General features: G+C 48.1%; 17 protein-coding genes. 9 read left to right on the plus strand and 8 right to left on the minus strand.

Features of this window, described 5'->3' with window-relative positions; translation table 11 throughout:
• Nucleotides 1–68: 68 nt before the first annotated feature.
• The 3 genes from ygfZ to Pan54_RS09180 all read right to left on the minus strand — a co-directional run bounded on the left by ygfZ (nt 69) and on the right by Pan54_RS09180 (nt 4,926).
• Nucleotides 69–1,052: a CAF17-like 4Fe-4S cluster assembly/insertion protein YgfZ gene (ygfZ, locus tag Pan54_RS09170; RefSeq protein ID WP_146503196.1), complete on the minus strand. Its 984-nt coding sequence runs from the start codon at nt 1,050–1,052 to the stop codon at nt 69–71.
• Nucleotides 1,053–1,149: 97 nt separating this feature from the next.
• Complete coding sequence (locus Pan54_RS09175) at nt 1,150–3,549, minus strand: excinuclease ABC subunit UvrA (protein ID WP_146503197.1); 2,400 nt, start codon at nt 3,547–3,549, stop codon at nt 1,150–1,152.
• Nucleotides 3,550–3,699: 150 nt separating this feature from the next.
• Nucleotides 3,700–4,926, minus strand: coding sequence for a protein-L-isoaspartate(D-aspartate) O-methyltransferase (locus Pan54_RS09180; RefSeq protein ID WP_242631269.1), 1,227 nt, complete (start codon nt 4,924–4,926; stop codon nt 3,700–3,702).
• Nucleotides 4,927–5,049: 123 nt separating this feature from the next.
• Here Pan54_RS09180 and Pan54_RS09185 point away from each other — a divergent pair, with 123 nt between their 5' ends.
• From Pan54_RS09185 to Pan54_RS09195, 3 genes are all read left to right on the plus strand, one after another.
• Nucleotides 5,050–5,829 carry a hypothetical protein gene (locus Pan54_RS09185; protein WP_146503198.1) on the plus strand — a complete coding sequence of 260 codons (780 nt, stop codon included), beginning with the start codon at nt 5,050–5,052 and terminating at the stop codon, nt 5,827–5,829.
• A gap of 83 nt (nt 5,830–5,912) precedes the next feature.
• A complete protein-coding gene (locus Pan54_RS09190; protein WP_146503199.1) occupies nt 5,913–7,544 on the plus strand; it encodes a formylmethanofuran dehydrogenase subunit A in 1,632 nt (543 codons plus the stop codon).
• 163 nt (nt 7,545–7,707) lie between these two features.
• A complete protein-coding gene (locus Pan54_RS09195; RefSeq protein WP_146503200.1) occupies nt 7,708–9,099 on the plus strand; it encodes a DUF4185 domain-containing protein in 1,392 nt (463 codons plus the stop codon).
• Nucleotides 9,100–9,117: 18 nt separating this feature from the next.
• Here Pan54_RS09195 and Pan54_RS09200 read toward each other — a convergent pair whose 3' ends face one another.
• Entirely contained in the window at nt 9,118–9,621 is a 504-nt protein-coding gene (locus Pan54_RS09200) for a hypothetical protein (RefSeq protein WP_146503201.1), read from the minus strand.
• 388 nt (nt 9,622–10,009) lie between these two features.
• Between Pan54_RS09200 and Pan54_RS09205 the strand changes: the two genes are divergently transcribed.
• A complete protein-coding gene (locus Pan54_RS09205; RefSeq protein WP_146503202.1) occupies nt 10,010–10,360 on the plus strand; it encodes a hypothetical protein in 351 nt (116 codons plus the stop codon).
• Between the two features lie 131 nt (nt 10,361–10,491).
• Here the strand turns inward: Pan54_RS09205 and Pan54_RS09210 are convergent, their stop codons facing one another.
• Together Pan54_RS09210 and Pan54_RS09215 are read right to left on the minus strand one after the other, a co-directional pair.
• Complete coding sequence (locus Pan54_RS09210; RefSeq protein ID WP_146503203.1) at nt 10,492–12,432, minus strand: sodium/solute symporter; 1,941 nt, start codon at nt 12,430–12,432, stop codon at nt 10,492–10,494.
• Nucleotides 12,429–12,683, minus strand: a complete 255-nt coding sequence (locus tag Pan54_RS09215) for a DUF485 domain-containing protein (protein WP_146503204.1) — start codon at nt 12,681–12,683, stop codon at nt 12,429–12,431. The genes Pan54_RS09210 and Pan54_RS09215 overlap by 4 nt, the downstream gene beginning before the upstream one ends.
• 240 nt (nt 12,684–12,923) lie before the next feature.
• Between Pan54_RS09215 and tsaE the strand changes: the two genes are divergently transcribed.
• The 5 genes from tsaE (at nt 12,924) to Pan54_RS09240 (ending at nt 19,053) form a co-directional block, all read left to right on the plus strand.
• Complete coding sequence (tsaE, locus tag Pan54_RS09220) at nt 12,924–13,412, plus strand: tRNA (adenosine(37)-N6)-threonylcarbamoyltransferase complex ATPase subunit type 1 TsaE (RefSeq protein WP_146503205.1); 489 nt, start codon at nt 12,924–12,926, stop codon at nt 13,410–13,412.
• A gap of 623 nt (nt 13,413–14,035) precedes the next feature.
• Nucleotides 14,036–15,325: a beta-ketoacyl-[acyl-carrier-protein] synthase family protein gene (locus Pan54_RS09225; protein WP_146503206.1), complete on the plus strand. Its 1,290-nt coding sequence runs from the start codon at nt 14,036–14,038 to the stop codon at nt 15,323–15,325.
• Between the two features lie 102 nt (nt 15,326–15,427).
• Nucleotides 15,428–17,359: an asparagine synthase (glutamine-hydrolyzing) gene (asnB, locus tag Pan54_RS09230; RefSeq protein ID WP_146503207.1), complete on the plus strand. Its 1,932-nt coding sequence runs from the start codon at nt 15,428–15,430 to the stop codon at nt 17,357–17,359.
• A gap of 149 nt (nt 17,360–17,508) precedes the next feature.
• The gene (locus Pan54_RS09235) at nt 17,509–18,486 is read left to right on the plus strand and encodes an aldo/keto reductase (RefSeq protein WP_146503208.1); all 978 of its coding nucleotides are present in this window, start codon (nt 17,509–17,511) and stop codon (nt 18,484–18,486) included.
• A 69-nt stretch (nt 18,487–18,555) separates the two neighbouring features.
• The gene (locus Pan54_RS09240; protein WP_146503209.1) at nt 18,556–19,053 is read left to right on the plus strand and encodes a SixA phosphatase family protein; all 498 of its coding nucleotides are present in this window, start codon (nt 18,556–18,558) and stop codon (nt 19,051–19,053) included.
• A gap of 238 nt (nt 19,054–19,291) precedes the next feature.
• Here the strand turns inward: Pan54_RS09240 and Pan54_RS09245 are convergent, their stop codons facing one another.
• Nucleotides 19,292–20,548, minus strand: coding sequence for a CCA tRNA nucleotidyltransferase (locus Pan54_RS09245; RefSeq protein WP_146503210.1), 1,257 nt, complete (start codon nt 20,546–20,548; stop codon nt 19,292–19,294).
• Nucleotides 20,549–20,728: 180 nt separating this feature from the next.
• The gene (locus Pan54_RS09250) at nt 20,729–21,901 is read right to left on the minus strand and encodes a formylglycine-generating enzyme family protein (protein ID WP_165441685.1); all 1,173 of its coding nucleotides are present in this window, start codon (nt 21,899–21,901) and stop codon (nt 20,729–20,731) included.
• Nucleotides 21,902–22,038: the final 137 nt, after the last annotated feature.

A 22,038-nucleotide genomic window follows, 5' to 3' on the forward strand; every position in this document is an offset into this window, starting at 1 on the left:
GATGATCACGGATCTTTATATCTGCGTTTATCCGCGTTCATCTGCGGTTCAATTTTTTGATTATGATGTTATCGAACCTGTACGGGAATCGTCTGACCATCAATCATAACGACAAGTTTTGTATCCGGTTCAGCGAATTCTCTGCGAACCCAGCCGATCGCCAGGATTTCGTGGGTATCTGGATTCTGAGCTGCTGAGGTGATCCCGCCGATGACTTTTGCTTCTGTTGAATCTTCGGCTATCAAATTTGCTCCTATGAGTTTCTCAGGTTGGATTGACGAATCTGTATTCTCGCAACGGAATCCTCGTATTAGTTTATTGACATGCCCGAGCGCATCGATTCTGGCAATCGGTTCCTGCCCCAGATAGCAGCCTTTGGTGAAGGAAATCGCCTGGGAAGTTCGATCGACTTCCTGGGCAAGATTCTCCTCAGAAAAATCCTGTCCGAACATTGGAAAACCACTGGCAATTCGGACCCGTTCAAAATCCTCATTGGGACAAACAGAAATCTGCTGTTTTCCGAACCAGTCAATGATTTTCTGTCGGTCGTCAGCAGGAACTGAAATCTGAAAAGCAGACTCGTTTAACCAGTCAACTTTGCGAATCGATCCTGTCAATTCTGAATGCTCTATCGGCTTCCAGTGATTGAAAGCCAGACTGTCGGCTCCTTCAGAAAGCTCAGTCATCGTGTTCTCTGCTGTTTTTCCAGCCATCAAAAATAACGATCGATCCGATGTTGTATTTGATAGCTGCACATCTTCGGTGATCAAATAACGATCCAGATGTGGCAATAAAACTTCAGCCGCTCCGGGAACCGTATCAAGCAGGAGCCGATCTTCAGTTGCGAATATAAAGAGATGCCCTAGCGTCTTCCCCTTGATTGTCGGCACAAATGCTTCACAGCCCATACCGGGCTGCAATTTTTTGATGTCATTCGTCGTAAATCCATGCAGAAAAGTCGCTCGATCGCGCCCTGTCAACGTGATCTCATCTCGATCACTCAGGTCAAAGGCAACGGTGTTCTGATTCAACTGGTCTAAAATATTGGGCATAAAGTGATCTATTAAATCTGTTTAAGGTTATTCGGTTCGTAAAGTTTCTCACTGGGAATGTTTACGTTTGAGATGAGTTTGTCAAATCGACTTCATACTAAGTGGGTGAGCTGGCAGAAGCATTTTTAATTATCTCTCCACCCAACTCGCCCGCTCCCGGTCCCAGTTCGAGGTGCCAGTCTGCGGCTTGCAGCATGAGCGGATGGTGTTCGACAACAATAATACTGTTTCCGGCTGCCTGAATTTTTCGAAGAGCCTGAATGAACAGAGCGACATCTGCCCAATGCAAACCGCTCGTCGGCTCGTCCAGAATGAACAATCCTTCTGAGAATTCCTCGGACATCGCCTTGGCAAGTTTAACGCGTTGTGCCTCGCCCCCCGAGAGCGTGCTGGCTGGTTGTCCCATTTTCAAATAGCCGAGCCCGATTTCGACCAATGGTTTTAATCCCGCTGAAATCGATGTGATTTCCGACCAGAACTCAAGAGCTTCTTCGATTGTCATTTCCAGTAAATCGAACGGCGATTGTCCACGATAGTTGACGGCCAGTGTCTGAGCATTGAATCGCTTACCCCGGCATTCCGAGCAAACCACTTCCGTTTGCGGCAGCAGGGACATCCGTAGGCGGATTTCTCCCAATCCCTGACACCGCTCGCAGGTCCCGGCAGCCGAGTTGAAGGTAAAGCGTTTTTCAGAAAAACCTCGGATTTTTGATAGCCGCGTTTTCGCAAGGAGTCGACGAATTTCCTCCCAGACGCCCAAATAAGTCGCAGGGCAGGAGCGGGATGAAGTTCCCGGCGGCGATTGATCCACCACCTGCAACTTCCTAATAGTCCCCTCGATCTGCAGTTTCCCAAGTCCACGCTGGTGGACGGTCGATTTCTCTTTTGAAATCGCCTCTTTCAGTAACGGAGCCAGTGCATCAAGAATGAGAGAACTTTTACCAGACCCGCTCACGCCGGAGACGGTAATCAATTGCCCCAGTGGCAAGTCCAGTGAGACATTTTTCAGATTGTGAAGACAAACCTCTTCCAGACGGATCGAACCTGAATTCGAATTTGAAACGATTCTCTTCTCTAGTCTTTTTTCAAATTCGCCCTTTAAGGCTCGTGCCGTTGAGGTCGCATGATGCTTTGAGAGTTCTGCTGGCGATCCTGAATAGAGTATCTCGCCACCGTGAATGCCGCCACCGGGGCCAAACTCAATCAGATGGTCGGCTGCACGGATCGCATCCAAATGATGTTCAACACAAACGACCGTATTCCCAGTTTTTGTCAGATCGACCAGAATCGAAATCAGCTGAGCAGCATCACGAGGATGCAATCCGGCTGTCGGCTCATCAAGAATAAAGCAACTTCCCTGCAATTGTGTCCCCAGACAGCGAGCCAAGCGTAACCGTTGAATTTCTCCGCCGGCTAGTGTGTCAGTCGTTCGATCCAGACTCAAATATCCGATCCCGAGGTCCACCAGCGTCTGCAGTCGATGCTTCAACGGATCACAAAGTGACATCTGTACCGATTGTTTTCCGTCCTGCTGAGAGCTGGCAAACTCTTCGACCCAATTGATAGATCGTGTGATCGAATTCTTGAGTAAATCCGGCAAGCAAGTCTCTTGAACTTGAACGTGCCGCGATACGGAATTGAGGCGTTCTCCCTGGCAGTCAGGACATCTTTTTTCTTTGAATTGTCCCGTTCCTTCGCAAGTCGGACATGCCCCATGCGGAGAATGCCAGCTGAACGAACGCGACTCCAGTGGCAGAAAACTTCGATTGCAATTCGGACAGTTCAAATCGCGATGAAACAATTGCTCGCTGACTTCACCTTTCTGGTCGATCAGAGCCAGGCAGGCACCTTCACTTAAACGGAGAACCTGTTCAATTGAATCGGTCAGTCGTTGATTGATATCAGGTTTAATAATCAATCGATCGACTACGACATCAATCGAATGCTGTTTGTTCTTATCGAGCGGCGGGCATTCTGAAATTTCAAGAACTTCACCATCAATCCTGGCCCGGACAAATCCTTCCCGATTCATTCGCTCGAAAAGATCGCGATGCTCACCTTTTCGATCTCTCAACAGGGGTGCGAGAAGTTGAACTTTTGTTCGTTCTGGATAGCCTGAGATCTGATCGACAATTTTTTCAGGAGTTTGAGCCTGAATCGGAACGTGGCAATCGGGGCAATGAACGGTTCCAAATCGAGAGTAGATCAGCCGCAGGTAATCGAGCACTTCAGTCATCGTCGCGACAGTACTGCGAGCGCTGGCAGCTGGCCGTTTCTGAGGCACAGAAATGACAGGCGACATTCCCAGAATTTCATCGACCTTCCCGCGGGGCAGTGCATCGAGCATCTGACGTGATCGCCCGGCCAGTGTACTCACAAAACGATGCTGCCCTTCAGCAAACAGTGTTTCAAATGCCAGCGAACTTTTCCCCGATCCACTCACGCCAGTTATGACGGTGAACTTGCCATGCGGAATCGTGACGTCAACGCCTCGCAAATTATGCGTACGGGCGTTTTTGATTTCGATCTGTTGAGAAGTGGTGAGAATGGCTTGGAATCCCTGATATCTTTTCTGTTTTAGTGTCCAGAGAAGACACCGTCAGCCAAAATTGTATCAGATTCTATTCCAACTTTTTATCGAAGTCGATTACGGTCCAGGCTGCAGCACGATGTCATCCAAAGCAACTTTTCCGACGGCTCCATTCAGACCAATTTGTACAATCGCCTCACGCGCTTTTCCAGGTACGCTCACCCGATGTTCAATGCGTTTCCAGTTCTCACTGACAGGCCAGATGCCAATCGTATCCGAGCCTAGAGGTCGACGATCTTGATCGTAATAATGAATGATCATGCCCGGTCGCTGATAAAAGGTTTTTCCCGGTATCCAGTCATCCAGCTTAATGTCGAGTGCAACTCGTAGTGATTTCACCTCTCGACCATCAATCGCAAATCCTTGCAGCATCTGGGCAATTTCGCCGGGTGTCGAGCTTTCAATCTCCACGTAATAATCCCCATCGGGAGCATCGCCTTTCATGCGAGTCAACCGGCGTTGATAGTGAAATCCATCCATAAATCCATCGCCGTTTTCATCGAGTTCGAAACTTCCATTAATCAGTTCCGGTTTGGCAGGATTGGGGAGAACCCGGCGTTTTTCTTCGGAAAGACCCGTCATCGGCACAAACAGAGTTGGCTGCAATGGTTGAGAGACCAGTTTCCCATCGACTTTTTCCAGCAGATAAAACACCTGCTGATAGCGTTCTCCGAGAGGAATAATCATCTTGCCTCCCTCACGCAATTGTTCGATAAGCGGATTGGGAATGCTTTCAGGAGAACAGGTGACGATGATTTTGTCGAACGGAGCATGTTCGCTCCAGCCTTGAAACCCATCACCAATTCTGGTGTGCACATTTTTGTATCGAAGTCGCTGGAGAGTCGAAGCGGCTCGGCGTCCTAAAGGTTCCACGATTTCTATCGAATAGACATCTTTCACCAGTGGCGAAAGTACGGCTGCCTGATATCCACTCCCCGTACCAATTTCAAGAACCTTGTCTGTCGGTTGAGGATCGAGAACTTCCGTCATGTAGGCAACGATGAATGGGGGAGAAATCGTCTGACCATGACCGATGGAAAGGGCTTGATCGGTATAGGCCTGCTCTCGAACCGAAGCTGGTACGAAGAGATGCCGCGGAGTTTGCCGGATCGCTTCAAGAACTCGCTTGTTTGTAATGCCCTCTTTTTCAACGTATTCTCTGGTCAGATAATCCCGCTGAGCTTCATACGGATCAGCTGCCTGAAGCGATATCACGGGGAGCAGTCCCATTGCTATAAAAAAACAGGACAGAAAACTGCGAATATTCTTGAAGTCCGTTACCATCTTATTGAACCTGCTTGAAAGGAGAGCGTTATCAATAGAAAATTGATGATGTGATCAAAGAGAAAAAGCCTGTATTAATCGGACAGGTATTCCGATTCGTTTTTTATCGAATTTTCGTGAGTAATGACACAGCAAAATCTCAGCTCAACCAATTCTCAGTACGATAATCTGAATCCCGATCGGATCCTGGAGACGATTTCGCAGTTGCACAGAAGGATTCAGGAGCGATTCCCAGCTGCTGGACTGGCCGATGTCTGCAACGAATTGCACATTATTACGCGAGATGCTCGCAAAACCGCTCAGGCAATTGCCCGTCCGATGTGGGGACTGCGGATATTCACCTATGTCATCATAATAGCAATAATCTTCGTTGCCGGATTTGGATTCAGCTATCTCGAATGGCAGGCGGATCGACCCGATGCGTCTGAAATCATCACATTGATGGAAGCAGGAATCAACGATGTCATATTGATTGGGGCTGCAATATTCTTTTTGATTACCATCGAAAACCGCATGAAAAGACAGCGGGCTTTAACCGCCATTCATCGATTGCGATCGGTCGCACATATTATCGACATGCACCAACTGACCAAAGATCCCGAACGAGTTCTCGACTGGCAGGACGGCGAAGACACCGCGTCCTCACCCAAAAGGCAATACACACGCTTTCAACTGGGGCGATACCTCGATTATTGTACGGAACTGCTTTCTCTGACCGGAAAAGTGGCGGCTCTGTATGTCGAGAAGTTTCCGGATAGTCAGGCCGTGGGAGCGGTTAATGATCTGGAATCCTTAACGACAGGACTCTCCCGAAAAATCTGGCAGAAAATCATGGTGCTTAATAGCGATCATGAGTTTCATCAGAAGGAAACTAGAGTCGCCCCCCAAAAATCAAAAGTGTAGATCAGGCACTGCCTGACGAAATTAGACGCCCAAGATTATTCACGTCAGGCACCGCCTGACCTACAGCTTAATGAAATAAATACATGACTTATTACTGCCTCAAAGGGGGACGAGTTTACGATCCCGCGAATGATTTGCATGGAGAAGTTCACGACCTCTGGTTTCAGAGTGGTGTGATGATTGCTCCACCTGCGGAAAAGCCAGAGAATACAGTCGAAAAAGATGTATCGGGCTTAATCGTGATGCCAGGCGGTGTCGATATGCACTGTCACATTGTTGGCCCGAAGGTGAATCATGCCCGGCAATTTCTGGCTGGTATGAGTGGAAGTCGAAGATCCAATTCTGCTTCGGTAATGGACTCTCCAATCGTTCCCAACTGCTCGGCGACAGGGCAACTTTTCGCTGGTATGGGATATACAACAGCAGTCGATGCCGCCATCCCCGGATTGACGGCTCGGCTGGCTCATCATGAGTTTTCTCTCACACCCTATATTGATAAAGCCTTTCTGACGCTCTTCGGAAATAATCATTATGTGATGGATCAAATTCGAGAGGGTAGGGGAGATGCTCTGCAGGAATATGTCGGCTGGATGCTCTCCTCTGTTCATGCGCAAGGCGTGAAGATTGTCAACCCGGGTGGAGTTGAAAACTGGAAACAGATCAGCCGAAAGTCGCTACACGAACTGGATGCTCCCGTTGGGGAATTTGGCGTGTCCCCGCGACAAATCGTGAAGAGTCTGGCCGCTGCAGTCGATACGCTGGGGTTACCTCATGCCGCTCATATTCACTGCAATAACCTTGGCTATCCCGGGAACTGGGAAACAACACTGAAAACAATGCAGGCTCTTGAAGGGAGTCGTGGTCATTTTGCCCATATTCAATTTCACAGCTACGGCGGTGATGCCGACGATCCGACTTCCTTCACCTCCTCCGTGCAACCATTGGTCGATTATGTCAGCGAACATCCTGAAATTACCGTTGATGTTGGTCACATATCTCCCGGCGAGGCGATGACGATTACCGGCGATGCCCCCTTTGCTGAGCATTTGCAAAGGCTCACCGGCGGACGCTGGTTCACTTCCGATACCGAACACGAAGCCAGCTGCGGCGTGATCCCCGGGCGATTCAAACCTTATCGAAATCTGGTCCACGCAACCCAATGGGCGATTGGTCTGGAATGGTATCTCCGTATGCCAGATCCCTGGCAAATTGCGATGAGCAGCGATCACCCCAATGGGGGAGCTTTCGTCAAATATCCGCAAATGATTCATCTGCTGATGGATCGAGCTTATCGTGAAGAAATGATTGGCCGTATGCCGGAAAATCTAGCAGATCGATCACCGCTGTGGGACCTGGATCGAGAATATTCTCTCTCGGAAGTTGCTATCCTTACACGAGCGGCTCCGGCTCGGATTCTCGGCCTCAATGAGAAAGGGCACCTCGGTTATGGAGCAGATGCCGATTTGACAATCTACGCACCTCAAGAAAACATCACGGAAATGTTCCAGAGACCACGCTTTGTTTATAAAGCGGGCAATTTGATCGCAGAAGATGGAGAATTGAAATCACAGCGCCCCGGTCAACTCCTGCGACCTGAGGTGGATGTCACCCAGGAATTTAACGAACAACGCAAAACCTGGTTCAACGATAACTATTCGATTCAATACGGTAATTACCGGATTGATGCCGAGGAATTGTTGCAGACAGTCAGGTAGTATTCAGCAAGTCTCAGGCGAGCCGAGTCAGTCAGGACTCGGTTTTTCTCACGATCATTGTGTGAAATTTGAATTTCCCAATTATCAGGTCTCGGGTGGCTGGGGTCGTTGCGCAGCCCCCAGAGTGCTTTATCGCTGTTCATCAAAAGACATCGAGAGTTACATGAATCAAATACGATTATATAAAATAGCACTGCTTGCGGGCTTAATAGTTCTTAACCTGCAAGCATACTCCCTCGCCATCGAACCCTGTGAAATCCAAGTCATTGATGCACAGAATCAATGGCCTGTTCCTCTCGTCGAACTCACAACAAATCACCAAGTTCGTTTTGTGACCGATAACGCCGGACGTATTGCCTTCGATCTCCCCGAATTGATGAATGTGGAAACCTGGTTCTCCATTGAAGGGCACGGCTACGGTGTGAAGCCGGATGGATTTGGAAATCGCGGCGTACGACTCACTCCTCGACCGGGTGAAACTTTGATTATCGAAGTGCATCGACAATTACCCGCAAAACGGTTGGGTCGTTTGACCGGTGCTGGGATCTTCGCCGAGAGTCAAAAGCTGGGAAAGGAACTCGACTGGAAAGAGTCTGGAGTTCTTGGTTCTGACAGTGTGCAAATCTCTCAATACAACGGAAAGCTTTTTTGGGCCTGGGGAGATACTGTGGTTCCGGAATATCCTTTGGGTATCTTTCATATGACCAGCGCGACTTCGGAACTGAATCCGCTAAAGACTTTTGAGCCTCCTGTTCGGCTGGAATACAACTATTTCAGAGACAATCGCGGCAAACCACGGGGAGTGGCCCAGTTCCCCGGCAAAGGCCCGACCTGGATCAGTCGATATACAACATTGTCAGATAAAGATGGCAAGCAGCATCTTGTTGGTGCCTATGTGAAAATTCAACCGCCGTTGACTGCCTACGAGAGTGGACTGTGCGTTTGGAATGATGAAACCGAGCAGTTTGACCATCACACAGTTCTCTGGACCAAGTCGAAAGAAACTACCAAGCCGCTATTAGCCCACGATGGCCATCCGATTTTCTGGACAGATGCAACACACAAGAAATGGCTGTTTTTTGGAGATCCGTTTCCTTCATTAAAAATGCCAGCGACTTTTGAGTCCTGGAGCAATCCAGAGACCTGGGAATATTTGGAGCCCCAGAAAACGGTAACTGCAGCCGATGGCAACAAATCGATTGATGTCCATCGTGGCTCGATTGCCTGGAATGACTATCGCAAAAAATGGATTGCTGTTTTCACTCAGAATCATGGAAAAGAATCCGAGCTTGGAGAAATCTGGTATGTAGAAGCCGATCATCCAACCGGACCCTGGGATGGAGCGATCAAAGTGGTTACACATAACAAGTACACGTTTTACAATCCAAGATTACACCCGGAGTTGACTGACGCCGATTCCCCAATTTTGCTATTTGAGGGGACTTATACCCAGCAATTCTCGGGCAATCCGGAAGCGACTCCAAGATACGATTACAATCAAATTCTGTATCGACTGGATCTCAATGATCCTGTGATTGTTCAATCTCTGCAGTAAATGTTATCCGGCCCATTATCACCCCCATGCATCGGATTCATCGTCCAATTCTGCCGCTTCGTCATCTTCTGAGATCGTTTCATCGACGATGGACCAGTCGTAATCATCTTCTCCGCCGGGGACGTCGAGATACGAGCCGCAGTGTTCGCATTCCTGAACGGTTCCCTGCAGTGTGCCCGAATAGACATTTGATCTTGAACAGTCATCGCATTCCACGACAACTTCAGAGGCTTGAATCTGCACCAGGTCAGCTCGTCTAAGAATTTCTTCTGTGTGTTTCGTCAGTAGAATCCTCGCCTGCTCAAATTGCTCGGCATCTTTAATGCGGACTTCGTATCGTCCTGAACTCTCCGCCCCTGCATACGCAGTAACCGTCATGCCAAAAGCATCGCCCTGGGGTATATCGGGCTGATTTTCAATGACATTAGCTCCAACACCTTTTTCATTCAAAAAGTTAGCGATCAATTCCACTGCTTGCTCATCATCCGATTCAAAGACCAGAATCGATTGCGAATCAGCCATAATTAAAACTTCCTGACAATTTAAAGAGATAACCGACATAGCCGGAATGATTTTCCAATCAAAATAGTACTGAAATCCCGAATTGAGGTCGATTCCAATCTAACGGCATATGATTTGCGTTAAACTTCTATATCACTACTGAACAGCATGTGGGTCAATCATTTCAAGGAAACGATGAGAGGGGAATACTATGCAATATATTGAAGGAATTTTGATACTAAGATCTGTTAGTTTATTAGCTTCAGGCTAAAACAGAAATATCGAATCAACGGATGATTCAAAAAAATGAACTGCAGGCTCCCAAAGTCAATTTTGGAAATGAACCTGTAGATATAGACCCGACGACAGATGATGGCGTCGATATCGATACACCTTTGGAGGGAGACAAATGAGTAATATGAATTCTCAATGTGAATCACAAATTAATGCGTTAGTAGACCTTTGTTGCGAGACTTTGCAGGGCGATCAATCAAACTTGGATCAACGAAAAGACAAGTTGATTAAGTCTCTGGTAATGAGTGGATACACACGTCATGAGGGGCCTTCACTGCAAGCAGAACTTCAATCACGTATTAAAGAGAAATGTCCTGATCCAGCCATTCATCGTGGTAGTGAACTGGCTGGAGTGACAAATCATCTTCAGGAGATCTTTGAGGAAGTCGTTCGCTTTGAAACTAAACTGCCTCATAGTAGATCCAAACCTCGTGCCGCAAATATCAGTTCGGCAACGAACGATTAAACCGATAATGAGGGAAAATCAGAATCCAGTCCTGGTCGCTAATCAAACAAGGTGGTGGATATGAATTCAGTTGGTAGTAAAACGAGCAGTTTCCTTGAATGGAAACTGCTCGTTTATTTTTTCAATGACAATTATTTCTCAACGTTGGCTTTAGGCTGTGTAATCAGAGAAACCAGAATTAAAGTTAGAAATCCAAGCGGAATCGTGACGATACCTGGCTGACTGAATGGTACCAAAGCCTCTTGAGCGCTGAGCCCATACACCTGTGTGTAAGTATCTTCTGAGAGTAAAATCCAACCCAGTGAGCTGATCATTCCCACCATCAATGCAGTGATCACGCCCTCTTTCGTTGTTCGTTTCCAGAACAATAACATAACCAGTGAAGGCAGATTCGCAGAAGCGGCTACACTGAAAGCCCAGCCTACCAGGTAACTCACATTCATTTTCTCGAAGACAATTCCCAGAACAATCGCAATGATTCCCACCCCGACCGACGAAAGTTTCGCCAGCCGGACTTGAGCGGAATCTGTCAGGGGAGTCGAGACAAATCGTCCCACTAAATCGTGAGTCACTGCTCCGGCTGAAGCCAGAATCAAACCACTCACCGTTCCCAGAACAGTCGTGAACGCAATTGCAGAAATTGCTGCAAACAGCCACTCGGCGATACTTCGTGCCAATAATGGAGCCGCCATATTGCTGTTCGTCACATCGAGAGCACCGCTCGTCATTGCTCCCAATCCAATATAAAGCGATAGCACATAGAAGAACCCAATCGAAGCAATTCCGACAATCGTACTCTTGCGGGCAGCAACTTCATCTTTCACAGTGTAATACCGGATGAGAATATGCGGCAAAGACGCGGTTCCGCAAAATAAGGCCAGCATCAGCGAGAGAAAATTCAGTTTATCAATCAAATTGTCGCTGCGAATTCCTTTGAACCGAGGATGCTCTCCCGGTCGCAACACCTGACTGCCATCAGTCTCTTTCTGATAATAAACGGTCGTTACTTCATCGCCATCACGCACAATTTGCTTAGGCCATAAAATAACTTTGCTTTTTTGCAAAGTGCTGAAGAATTCAAGAGGGCCGACTCCTTCCGTCGACTTCTCACCATCTGGAAGTTCCGACAAATATCCCACAGGATGCAAAACCGCTTCACCTTCCCCTTTTCCTTTAGGCAAACCGTTTATCAGCGTGCGCCCATCGGCTGCATCGGCAATCGACTGAGCTTCGACCAGGTAGAGACCTTCCTCTTTTTCGACTCGATGCCAGACCGTAATGGCGCCACTCGCATCCTCCTTGATTCGCAGGAAATCAGTCTCTTTCCAGGCGGGAGACTGTTCTACGATTGTCCAGCTACCATTTTGATTGAGAGTCGAGTTATCAACTAACTGAGATTGTTCAAAAGGCCCCCACGTCCGGAAGGCATGTCCATCTTTTCCTCCATCATCGACTGTAAAACCGCGATAGAGAAGCATGATCGTCAATATCGCAGAGAAAAAGACGAGGAGCGATCCTTTCAAGAACTGCACCCATGTCGTCGAAACCATTCCGGCTGTCACCACAATTAAAATGACGGTCGCGCCAACGATGACCACACCAACCCAATGATCAAAGCCCAATAATGGTGTCACCAGCGCCCCGGCTCCCACCATTTGGGGAATCAGATAAAAGATGCTGACCACCAGGGTACTAATTCCAGCGACGACCTGAATTCCGGGAGAATCGAATCGTGTATTGAGAGCATCGGCAAACGTAAACTTGCCAAGACGTTTCATCGGCTCGGCCACAATAAATAATGCGACAATCCAGCCTGCCAGATAGCCGATGGAATAGAGGAATCCGTCATATCCATAAAAGGCAATCATACCACAAATGCCGAGAAACGAAGCGGCTGAGAGATAATCTCCTGCGAACGCGACTCCGTTTACAAACCAGGGGATTTGCCCATGAGCCGCAAAATAACCGGCTGAGGATTTTGCTTTTCCACCCAACCAGAAACTCAGTCCCAGAGTTACTCCCACAAATCCAAAAAAGACGACGACCGCGAGTACGGAAGGTTCGTAAATCATGCCTGTCCCTCCTTACTGTTGTCAACTGAAGTTGAGGATGCAGGGCGACAGAGCGAGCCATACAAAAACGCCAGAAAGATAGCTAAGCCAATCAGACCAAAACCATACCAGATCGCCAGATTCACTCCCGCCAGCGGAGTCCATTCCATCCATTGAGGTGTAAAAATATTGATTAACATGAATCCGGAATAAAAGATCAAATAGATGACAAACAACGTCATCGCGATCCGACCATTATGCGTGCTGAGCATGGTGACCCTTTGAAACTTTGCGAAGTGAGAACATCGAATTGAGACATCATGAATGCTTGATGTGAGTGGTCAGCATAACGTCCCCACTTTCCCGGGAAAACCGAGTTTGCTAAAAACATCGAACTCGTGATGATTGAAGACAATAAGACAAGTAAAAACGCGACCGAGTGGACGTGATTGCATATTCGAAAAAATGTCCAAAACTTTCCGCACTATAAAATTGAAACTGCCGACTGCCGTATGAATAATTCAAATCTACTAAAATCGATTCCCTGGGAAAGTTCGTCTGTTCGCGAGACCGAATTGCTGGCTCAGCAATTGGCAGTGTTGGTGGAACCCGGGTTGGTGATTGGCCTGAATGGATCGTTAGGTGCCGGCAAAACCTGCTTTGTCCGAAAGTTTGCCGAGACTTTGGGTGTTGATCCTAACAGTGTTAACAGCCCGACTTACGTCATCGTGCAACACTATCTGGGAGATTATTTGCTGCATCATTTCGATTTGTATCGAGTCGAAACGGAAGATGAACTGGAAGAAATTGGAGCCGATGAACTGTTTGAAGGGCAGGGGATCTGCCTCGTGGAATGGTCCAATCGGTTCACGGAATCTCTTCCTGACGACCGCCTGGAGATCAATTTTTTGTCTACCAGCGAAGACACACGAGATATTACTCTGAATGCATTTGGGAACAAATCCAGTAATATTCTTGAAAAACTGACATCACCAGAGTAGGAAAGCAAGCTAAACTCAATAACAGCAGGGATACAAAATGAGTAATAACCCTGTGATTGAGATGATGCTCAAAACCGCAGTTTTTGACCTTCTAACTCTCAAAATCCTCAATTTCAGGCTTGACACAATAGAGGATTTAGAGTGAAATATGGTATCAGTAAAAGTTTGTCGATGTGTCGTAAATTCCCAATTGAAGAGGGGTCTTTGATTGGGTGACTCACCAACACGTTTATGCTGATTATTCCTGCTGGTTGATAAGGGACCAATGACCGGACAGGAAACTGAATTTGGCTGGGAGTTCACGGACGCCCTCTCACTTATTCCTCACTCGACTTAATTGTTTGACCAAACGATTAAGCCACACCATTGAATGGATAATTTCCTTTAATAGCTGCACTCCATGCGGTTAGGACGAAGGAAAATTGCCAAGAAACACACCTTTAAATCACATTTTTGTCTGACATGGGACCAATGAATTGTCAGTCGGAAATGGCGCAGCTTGGATCGATCAAGCCAGGATGACGTTTTGATCAATCCGTGATGCGGACGGCCATTTTAGCCGTCGGGAAACATTTACGTTTTCGCAGAGATGTGCAGACGCATATCACAGGGTCAGGCTGGACATGATATCACATCAGGTAAGCCCCGTAGTTATTACGGGCGTCGGTGTCGTTTCTCCAATCGGGATCGGAAAGCAGGCATTCTGGAAAAGCCTGATTGAGGCCAGATCCGGTGTGGGCCCCTTAAAATCCGTCCCCTCTTCTCGGTTGCCTTCTAAAATTGGGGCGGAAATCCACGATTTCGATCCCTACGACTACATCTACAATCGCAAATCAATCAAAGTGATGAGTCGTGATGTCCAGCTCGGCGTTGCCGCAGCCAGCATGAGCATGAAAGATGCAGGTCTGAAAAGCGGGCAGGTCGATCCTAATCGCCTCGGCGTTGTTTTTGGTGCAGGTCACATTTCCTCAACTCCAGAAGAACTCGTCGCAGCTGCCAGGAATGATGGAGGCGGAAATCAGCTCGATCAGTTTGATCGCTGGGGCGAAGAGCGTATGGGAAAAATTCCGCCGCTGTGGTTGCTGCGTCAATTGCCAAATATGCCCGCCTGTCATATCGCCATCGAACACGATGCTCGTTGTCACAACAATACGATTACGAGTCGAGAATCTTCCGCTTTGCTCGCGATGTCTGAAGCGATGGGAACCATTCAACGTGGGGCTGCCGACTGCATGATTGTTGGAGCAGCCAGTTCAGCGACCGATCCTTTCGATGTCGCCCGTTTTAACTCTTTCGAAAGCCTGACTCGTCGAGTTGACGATCCAGAACGAGCCTGCCGACCGTTTGATCGCGATCGCGATGGCACGGTTGTCGGTGAAGGTGCTGCTGTGTTTGTCCTTGAAAGTTACGAGCATGCTGTCCGACGCGGAGCAAACATCTACGCCGAACTGATGGCAGTTGGTTCCGGTTGCGATGGTCGAACAAACGATCCGAAAAATCCCGGTGCTGGTTTGGTTGCTTCCATCAATTCAATCATCCGTCGTACCGGTATTCGACCTGAAGAAATTGGTCATATCAACGCACATGGTAAGAGTACACAACGGGACGACCTCGTCGAAGCGTCGGCATACCATAGCGCGATGGGCAATGCAGCATCTAAACTTTCTGTGATTGCCTTAGGCAGTTATTTCGGTCAATTCGATGCAGGAACCGGAGCAGTCGAACTGGCTGGTTCAATTCTGGCGATGCATCACCGTGAGTTGCCCGTCACCCTGAATTATGAAACTCCCGATCCGGGTTGTCGCTTGAACGTGGTTCGCGATCAGTCTCGACCACTGTACAATTCACTCGCCATGAGTGTGAATCGCACATCAATGGGCCAAAGCACTGCTGCCCTGCTTCGCGCCGTCTAATTGAAATGTTAATCTGCATCTCATCAACTTTCATGCTCTCACGGAGTTGATGAGTTTAGTATCTCTCCGTGACTCTGATCTATGTCCTGGAGGGTGCTGTTTGTGTGCGGTATAGTCGGTGCGATTTCGCTGGATGGGAGGCCCGAGTTTCCGGCTTCAACACTGGAAAAGATGTGTCAGGCGATTCAGCATCGCGGTCCCGATGACGAACATAAGTATTTTGAACCCGGATTAGCGATCGGTGCCCGACGACTTTCAATCATTGATGTCGCGCACGGTCGTCAGCCGATCAGTAATGAAGATGGCCAAATTCAGGTCGCCTTCAATGGCGAGCTCTTCGACTTCCCCATTCTGCGGGAACAGCTCATACAAAAAGGCCACACGTTTAAAACGCATTGTGATACTGAAGCGTGGGCGCATCTGTACGAAGAACATGAAGATGATGTCTTCCTGCAGGCTCGTGGACAATTCGCTGCTTGTGTTTGGGACAAAAAGAAACGGAAGTTACTTTTAGGTCGCGATCGAGCCGGAATTGCACCACTGTATTATACGGTTGTGGGGAACTGGCTGCTGTGGTCCTCAGAAATTCGAGGCTTGCTCGCCAGCGGACTCGTCAAAGCTCAACCGGATCGACTCGGGCTCGATTACTTCTTCAATTTCTTTTGTATGCCGACGCGTCGAACCTGCTTCGAAGGGATCCACATGTTGCCACCCGGCCATCAATTGACGGTCGAGAATGGGAAGATGAATGTCCGCTGTTATTGGGATCTCGACTTTCCTGATGCTGGGGACGAACGACAATTCAAGAATCCAGCTCAAGCCGAAGAAGAGTTTGCGGAAATTCTGGAAGCCTCTGTTCGCAGACGCTTATTCAGCGAAGTCCCCGTCTGCTGTTATATCAGCGGAGGTCTCGATTCCATGACGATTCTCGGAACAGTTTCGCGTGTTCGTGAAAAGCCGATTCAGGCATTTACGCTTTCACTGGAAGATTCCGGTCCGGTCGATGAACGGGAGCAGGCTGAGGAGTCAGCTAAGGTCCTCAACTGTCCGATTGATGTCCTCAGTATCAAGCCGACTGAAATTGCGAAAGCGTTTCCCGAACAGATCGTTGCCACCGAAGGTCCAATATTTGATACCTCGACCGCTTGTCTGATGATGCTGGCCAAGCGCGTTCACGAACGAGGATTCAAAGTTGCATTGACCGGAGAGGGCGCCGACGAGTTGCTGGCTGGTTATATCTGGTTTCGCATGGCTCAGAAATTCCATTTCCCAGGCCATCCTCTGCCGAGATTATTTCAAAAAGTTCTCCCCCTCATTGTAGGTGGTGGACGTAAGCATCAAGCACCTATGGCAGCGTTTCACGGCACACGTATTGCTCAGCAAACTTCTTATGAACTGCTTGGACAGTCTCGCGAAGTCCTCTATTCCGATCAAATGTGGAAAGCCGTCGGAGACTATTCTCCTTACGAAGATGTTCCCGGCAATTGCGACGACCGCATTCGCAAATGGTCCTCATTGAATCAGTCTCTCTATGCCGGTTTCAAAATCATGTTGCCCGGTTTATTGCTGGCTGGAAAAGGGGATCGTATCACAATGAACAGTTCCGTCGAAGGACGATATCCGTTCCTGGATGAAGCCCTGGTGGAATTCTGCTCGCAAATTCCGGTCGATATGAAATTGCGAAAAGGCCAGAACAAATGGTTATTGCGTCAGGTAGCCGCCCGCACTTTGCCGACGCAAATTTCTGGTCGCCCGAAAACCATGTTCCGCGCTCACCTGATGGCCAATTTCCTCGCACCTGATTCTCCACGATGGGTCTCTCAATTGCTCAGCGAAGAAGCCTTGAAGAAATCAGGTTACTTCAATCCTCGGGGGGTACAACGAGCGATCGAGGTTCAAAAACGAGGTGGGAAGCGTTCCATGCGACGGTATGTTCTCGATATGGGCTTGATGGCAACCCTCTCGACGCAATTGTGGCATCACCTTTATATTGATCCCACTCTTTGTGATTTGCCAGACTGGACTGGCGTTTGAAGTTAAGTCAATATAGGGTGAAGTGGGCGATCTTGAAGAGAAGCCCCCGAACAGTAGAACTTACTGGGGCTTCCCCTAAAGCGGAGCGCCCCCGCCACCCTCGTTTCAATTAATTTCTATTATCCTATTCTCAATCTATTAAATCGACTATGGAATATCTCAAACTCAACACTGGCGATCAACTCCCGCAACTTGGTTATGGCTTCTGGAAAGTCGATCCGCAGAAAATCCCTTCGATTGTCAAACAAGCTGTCGAGGCAGGCTATCGACATTTCGATTGCGCTTGCGATTACGGCAATGAAACCGAAGTGGGGCAGGGGATTGCTTCTGTTCTGAAAGAGGGACAATGTCAGCGGGATGATTTGTGGCTGACGTCAAAACTGTGGAATACGTTTCACGCTCCTGAGCATGTGGAAGAAGCCTGCAAAAAGACGTTGCATGATCTGCAAGTCGATCAGCTCGATCTTTATCTAATTCACTTTCCGATTTCGTTGAAGTACGTGCCCATTGAAAAACGCTATCCTCCCGGCTGGTTTTTCGATCCCGAAGCCGAGCATCCTAAAATGGAAACGACCCCCGTACCCATTTCAGAAACCTGGCAGGCAATGGAAGAGTTGGTTGATGCCGGACTCGTTAAAAATATTGGAGTCTCGAACTTCGGAACTTCATTAATACGCGATTTGCTCAGTTACGCTCGAATTCGCCCTGCAGTTCTGCAAATCGAATCTCATCCCTACCTCACGCAGGAAAAACTGATTCGATATTGCAAAGAAGAAGAGATTGCCGTGACGGCTTTTTCTCCATTGGGAGCATTATCCTATCTCTCTCTCGATATGGCTTCACAAGATGATTCCGTGCTGACTCAGCCAGTCGTCAAAGCGGCTGCGAAGCAGTTGGGAAAAACTCCCGCACAGATTGTCCTTCGCTGGGGAGTGCAGCGTGGAACTTCGATTGTGCCGAAAACAGAAAATCCGGATCGACTCATCGAAAATATTTCTATTTTTGATTTTGAATTGACTCCGGGAGAAATGCACGCCATCTCGTCGTTAAATCAAAACCGTCGCTTCAATGACCCTGGCGACTTCGCGGAATCAGCTTTCAATACCTTTTTTCCGATTTACGAGTGAACTTGATATGATCGACTTAACCCTGAGATCCTGCTTGAGGTGAAAAGGTTCATCTTTTGGAGTAGATTGATGCCGCGGATTGTCATACTGATGAGGCATGCCAAATCGAGCTGGAAAGAGACAGGGTTGAGCGATATCGAGCGTCCACTCAACAAGCGTGGACTGAGAATCGCTCCTTTAATGGGGGAATGGTTGCGATCTCATCGCTTTGAGATCGAGAAATGCCTTTGTTCAACGGCTCGAAGAACGAGGCATACTTTGGAATGCGTACAAGTCGGTTATGATCGGCAAATTCCAACCGAATATTCAGAAAAACTTTATGCGTCTTCCCCTCATGAAATCGTCAGGCATTTGCAGGAACTGGAAAATGAATTCCAGACGGTTCTGGTGATTGCCCATAATCCCGGGCTGGAAACACTTGTTGAGCGATGGTCGGGGATAACCCGATCCTTTCCGACGGCTGCGATTGCGGTCTTTTCCTTTGAAGAATTGAAAGACTGGAGTGCAATTTCAATCGAATCTAAGCCATTGGAAATACAATTTCAAATCCCGAGTCAACTCCAGTAGCGTTCTTCTCAGGACGCCTGGCAATTGTCAAAATTGAATTCACTGCGAATGTTTCTAGATCATATTCAAAAAATACCAGCAGCGTTCAGCAGGAGCAAACACAGCGTTCTTGGACATTTGGCGTCCATGCGACTGCAGATACCATTTGAAATGGTCTAAAGAGGATCGCCCTGTCCATCAAAGTTGATTTGACGGGATCAAGTTTAATTAGGAGTTCTTAATTTGGAAGAATGAGGACTCAGTCATTTTCTGACAGCCCAATAAGCGTCAAGCCCTCTTCGCGGGTCGCAATCTGTTCATCAAGTTGAGCATTACGGACCCTCTTGAGCAGGTTTGCGAAATCGGGACCGGGTTTCAATCCAGCTTGAATGAGATCCTGCCCTGTAACCAGTGGTGGGGGAGCGAGAGTTTCTTTCGAGGTCTTGTTGAGGTACTCGCGACAAAAGTCGACATCAGTTGACTTACTGTTCTGCACTTTGGCAGCGATATGCATCCACTCCAGAAGAAGTTCACAATTCGGATTGATCAGGAGTGGTTTGAGTTGATGCAAAGGGAGACGGTTAGCATCTTTGAGGACATGACGATGTATCAGTAGCCAGTGGATCGTTTCGATTTCTGAATTGGAAAGTTTCAAATCTCGGCAGAACTGATTGAGAACCGTTTCTGAATTAGTTTCATTCTCGATGACGACACTCAAAAGAATTGCCATGGCCAGTTCAAAGGAGTCTGATTGCTGAGCCAGAAGCATTTGATGGATGACTTCAGCGACTTTAGGTTTCCAGAGGCTTTCAAGCACCGGGAATATTGGAAACAGCAACTGCAAGGATTCCAGCAATTGCACTGCAAGCATTCGATTGGGATGAGCCAGGATGAGGCGAAGTTCCTGAGAAATTCGTTCTCGGCTTACGACTTCGATTTCGGAAGCCATTCTGCGAATTCCCTGAGCGGTCTGCTCATCCAGATCAAATCCAAATCGCGCAGTGAAGCGAACTGCGCGTAGCATGCGGAGTTTATCTTCGGTCATCCGCTCGACAGGATTACCAATCGCTCGAATGCGGCCAGCTTTCAAATCTTCCTGACCACCAACATAGTCGAGAACCTGATTATTTCGAGGATCAAAAAACATACCATTAATTGTGTAATCGCGACGTTTTGCATCTTCCTGGGCAGAGCAAAATTCAATAGATTCGGGGCGCCGTCCATCCAGATAGTTTCCATCTGAGCGAAACGTCGCCACTTCAATCATACCAGCTTCTTTTGAAGGCCCTAGAACGACGATTACTCCAAAGCTTTCCCCGACAGCCAAAGTCTTTCGTTGACCGAAAATGCGGCGAATATCCAGGGGGAGGGCATTCGTCGCAACATCATAATCTTTCGGTTTATTTCCCAGTAAAAAATCCCGAACACAGCCACCAGCCCAGTAAGCTTCATAGCCTTCCTCGACCAGTCGATTGACAATCTCGATTGCAAATTGTCGTTGAGGATCGGCAGGCATGCAGCAGGCTCACGTCAATAAGAAAAGACTTCACAACGGAATTTTAAATGTAGGAAATCACAAAAGGTGGCAATTCGACCAAGAAGTTTCTCTCATCTGGAGAAACCAATTCATCGAGAGCCAATTGTTGGAAAGTTACATACTGGAAATACCAATAATGCTGGCAAATTCATCAGGAGATTATTGACGAGGCAACCGTAATACACCGCGGAAGCCAACTTGTGGATCTCGATCTGTCATACTGGCGCCTTCCCGATGCCACAAGGTCCAGTTCTCTCCATTACCTTTGATAACGTGTGTCGACTTGGGTTCAGAAGATTTTGGTCCTTCCCAGTTTCGGGGGACAGAACCATCAGTGGAAAGTGCGAGTTGGTAGGCATTGGGAGCGTACCAGTCTGCACACCACTCTTTAACATTTCCCGCCATATCGAAAACGCCATAGGGGCTTTTGTCGGCAGGGTATGTCATTGGCGTTGAAATTTGCATGAGTTCTCGCGGCTTCTGCCAGGCGGCTCGGCCGAATCCCCAGGGATGATCGAATCCGCCTGCTCCGCGTGCCGCTTTTTCCCACTCGGATTCTGTGGGCAATTGCTTTCCTGTAAATTCAAGATAAGCACTGGCATCTCGCCAGAGGACTCCGGAGACTGGCATCGTCGGCCCGCTCCCTTCGCTCAATGCACTCTGTGGTGACCGCTCTCCTATTCCTGACAGGTACTCCCGATACTTACTGAAGTTTTCATTTGTCACTTCATGGATATCCATATAGTAAGCGGAAACAAAGGCCGGATGTTCAGGACCGACTTTCGGATCAGCTCCATTTTTCCCTTGGATAAAGACCCCCTCGGGTATGTAAGCCATAACGGATTGATCAACATTACATTGAATTCGTAAGGGCCAGCCGGTTGCATCATAACCGAATTCGGGGAGTTCTTTAAAATTGGGGGGTAAATTAAAAGCTCCCCTTTGTCCCGATACCACGTTTTGTGGCTGGGCAGCAATTGTGAAGTGGTTTCCTGTGACTCCAGGAGGATTTGCAAAGGCGAGTTGATTTCGCTGATCGTATTTTTGATTGAATAGCGATCCATCCAATTGCATAAAATTTCCGGAAGTGTTTGCGACGAAGAGATTGGATTGGTCTTCTTCGGAAACATCGAGTTCGACTGGTTTGTTTGTCACTTTATTATTCTGAGCTGGGTTTCCTTCCCGACCAATCGCAGGAGCAGGTGGTGCGACGGCTGAGGCTGGTTTTGGGGGAGCAGGCGGGGCCGGTGCAGATGAGACCCCCTCATCCCCACCACCGCCACAACCAACTGGTAGCACCAGTAATCCACTGATTATCCCGAAGAGAATCAAGGGGGTAACTTTTTGAACCGAATTTAAGAAAGATTGTTGTATGAACATTCTCATTGCCAACCTGAAATCTGGATAGAGACGTAAGATAGGACCTGTAGTTGTGTGAACACAATAACAGATGGTCCGATTGTACTACT

The sequence above is a fragment of the Rubinisphaera italica genome (assembly GCF_007859715.1).
GTDB lineage: Bacteria > Planctomycetota > Planctomycetia > Planctomycetales > Planctomycetaceae > Rubinisphaera > Rubinisphaera italica.

Bases quoted from the DNA above. Each gene is read 5' to 3' on its own strand.
- ygfZ (WP_146503196.1), bottom strand. From the start codon at position 1,052: ATGCCCAATATTTTAGACCAGTTGAATCAGAACACCGTTGCCTTTGAC.
- Pan54_RS09180 (WP_242631269.1), bottom strand. From the start codon at position 4,926: ATGGTAACGGACTTCAAGAATATTCGCAGTTTTCTGTCCTGTTTTTTT.
- Pan54_RS09185 (WP_146503198.1), top strand. From the start codon at position 5,050: ATGACACAGCAAAATCTCAGCTCAACCAATTCTCAGTACGATAATCTG.
- Pan54_RS09190 (WP_146503199.1), top strand. From the start codon at position 5,913: ATGACTTATTACTGCCTCAAAGGGGGACGAGTTTACGATCCCGCGAAT.
- Pan54_RS09195 (WP_146503200.1), top strand. From the start codon at position 7,708: ATGAATCAAATACGATTATATAAAATAGCACTGCTTGCGGGCTTAATA.
- Pan54_RS09200 (WP_146503201.1), bottom strand. From the start codon at position 9,621: ATGGCTGATTCGCAATCGATTCTGGTCTTTGAATCGGATGATGAGCAA.
- Pan54_RS09205 (WP_146503202.1), top strand. From the start codon at position 10,010: ATGAGTAATATGAATTCTCAATGTGAATCACAAATTAATGCGTTAGTA.
- Pan54_RS09210 (WP_146503203.1), bottom strand. From the start codon at position 12,432: ATGATTTACGAACCTTCCGTACTCGCGGTCGTCGTCTTTTTTGGATTT.
- Pan54_RS09215 (WP_146503204.1), bottom strand. From the start codon at position 12,683: ATGCTCAGCACGCATAATGGTCGGATCGCGATGACGTTGTTTGTCATC.
- tsaE (WP_146503205.1), top strand. From the start codon at position 12,924: ATGAATAATTCAAATCTACTAAAATCGATTCCCTGGGAAAGTTCGTCT.
- Pan54_RS09225 (WP_146503206.1), top strand. From the start codon at position 14,036: ATGATATCACATCAGGTAAGCCCCGTAGTTATTACGGGCGTCGGTGTC.
- Pan54_RS09235 (WP_146503208.1), top strand. From the start codon at position 17,509: ATGGAATATCTCAAACTCAACACTGGCGATCAACTCCCGCAACTTGGT.
- Pan54_RS09240 (WP_146503209.1), top strand. From the start codon at position 18,556: ATGCCGCGGATTGTCATACTGATGAGGCATGCCAAATCGAGCTGGAAA.
- Pan54_RS09245 (WP_146503210.1), bottom strand. From the start codon at position 20,548: ATGCCTGCCGATCCTCAACGACAATTTGCAATCGAGATTGTCAATCGA.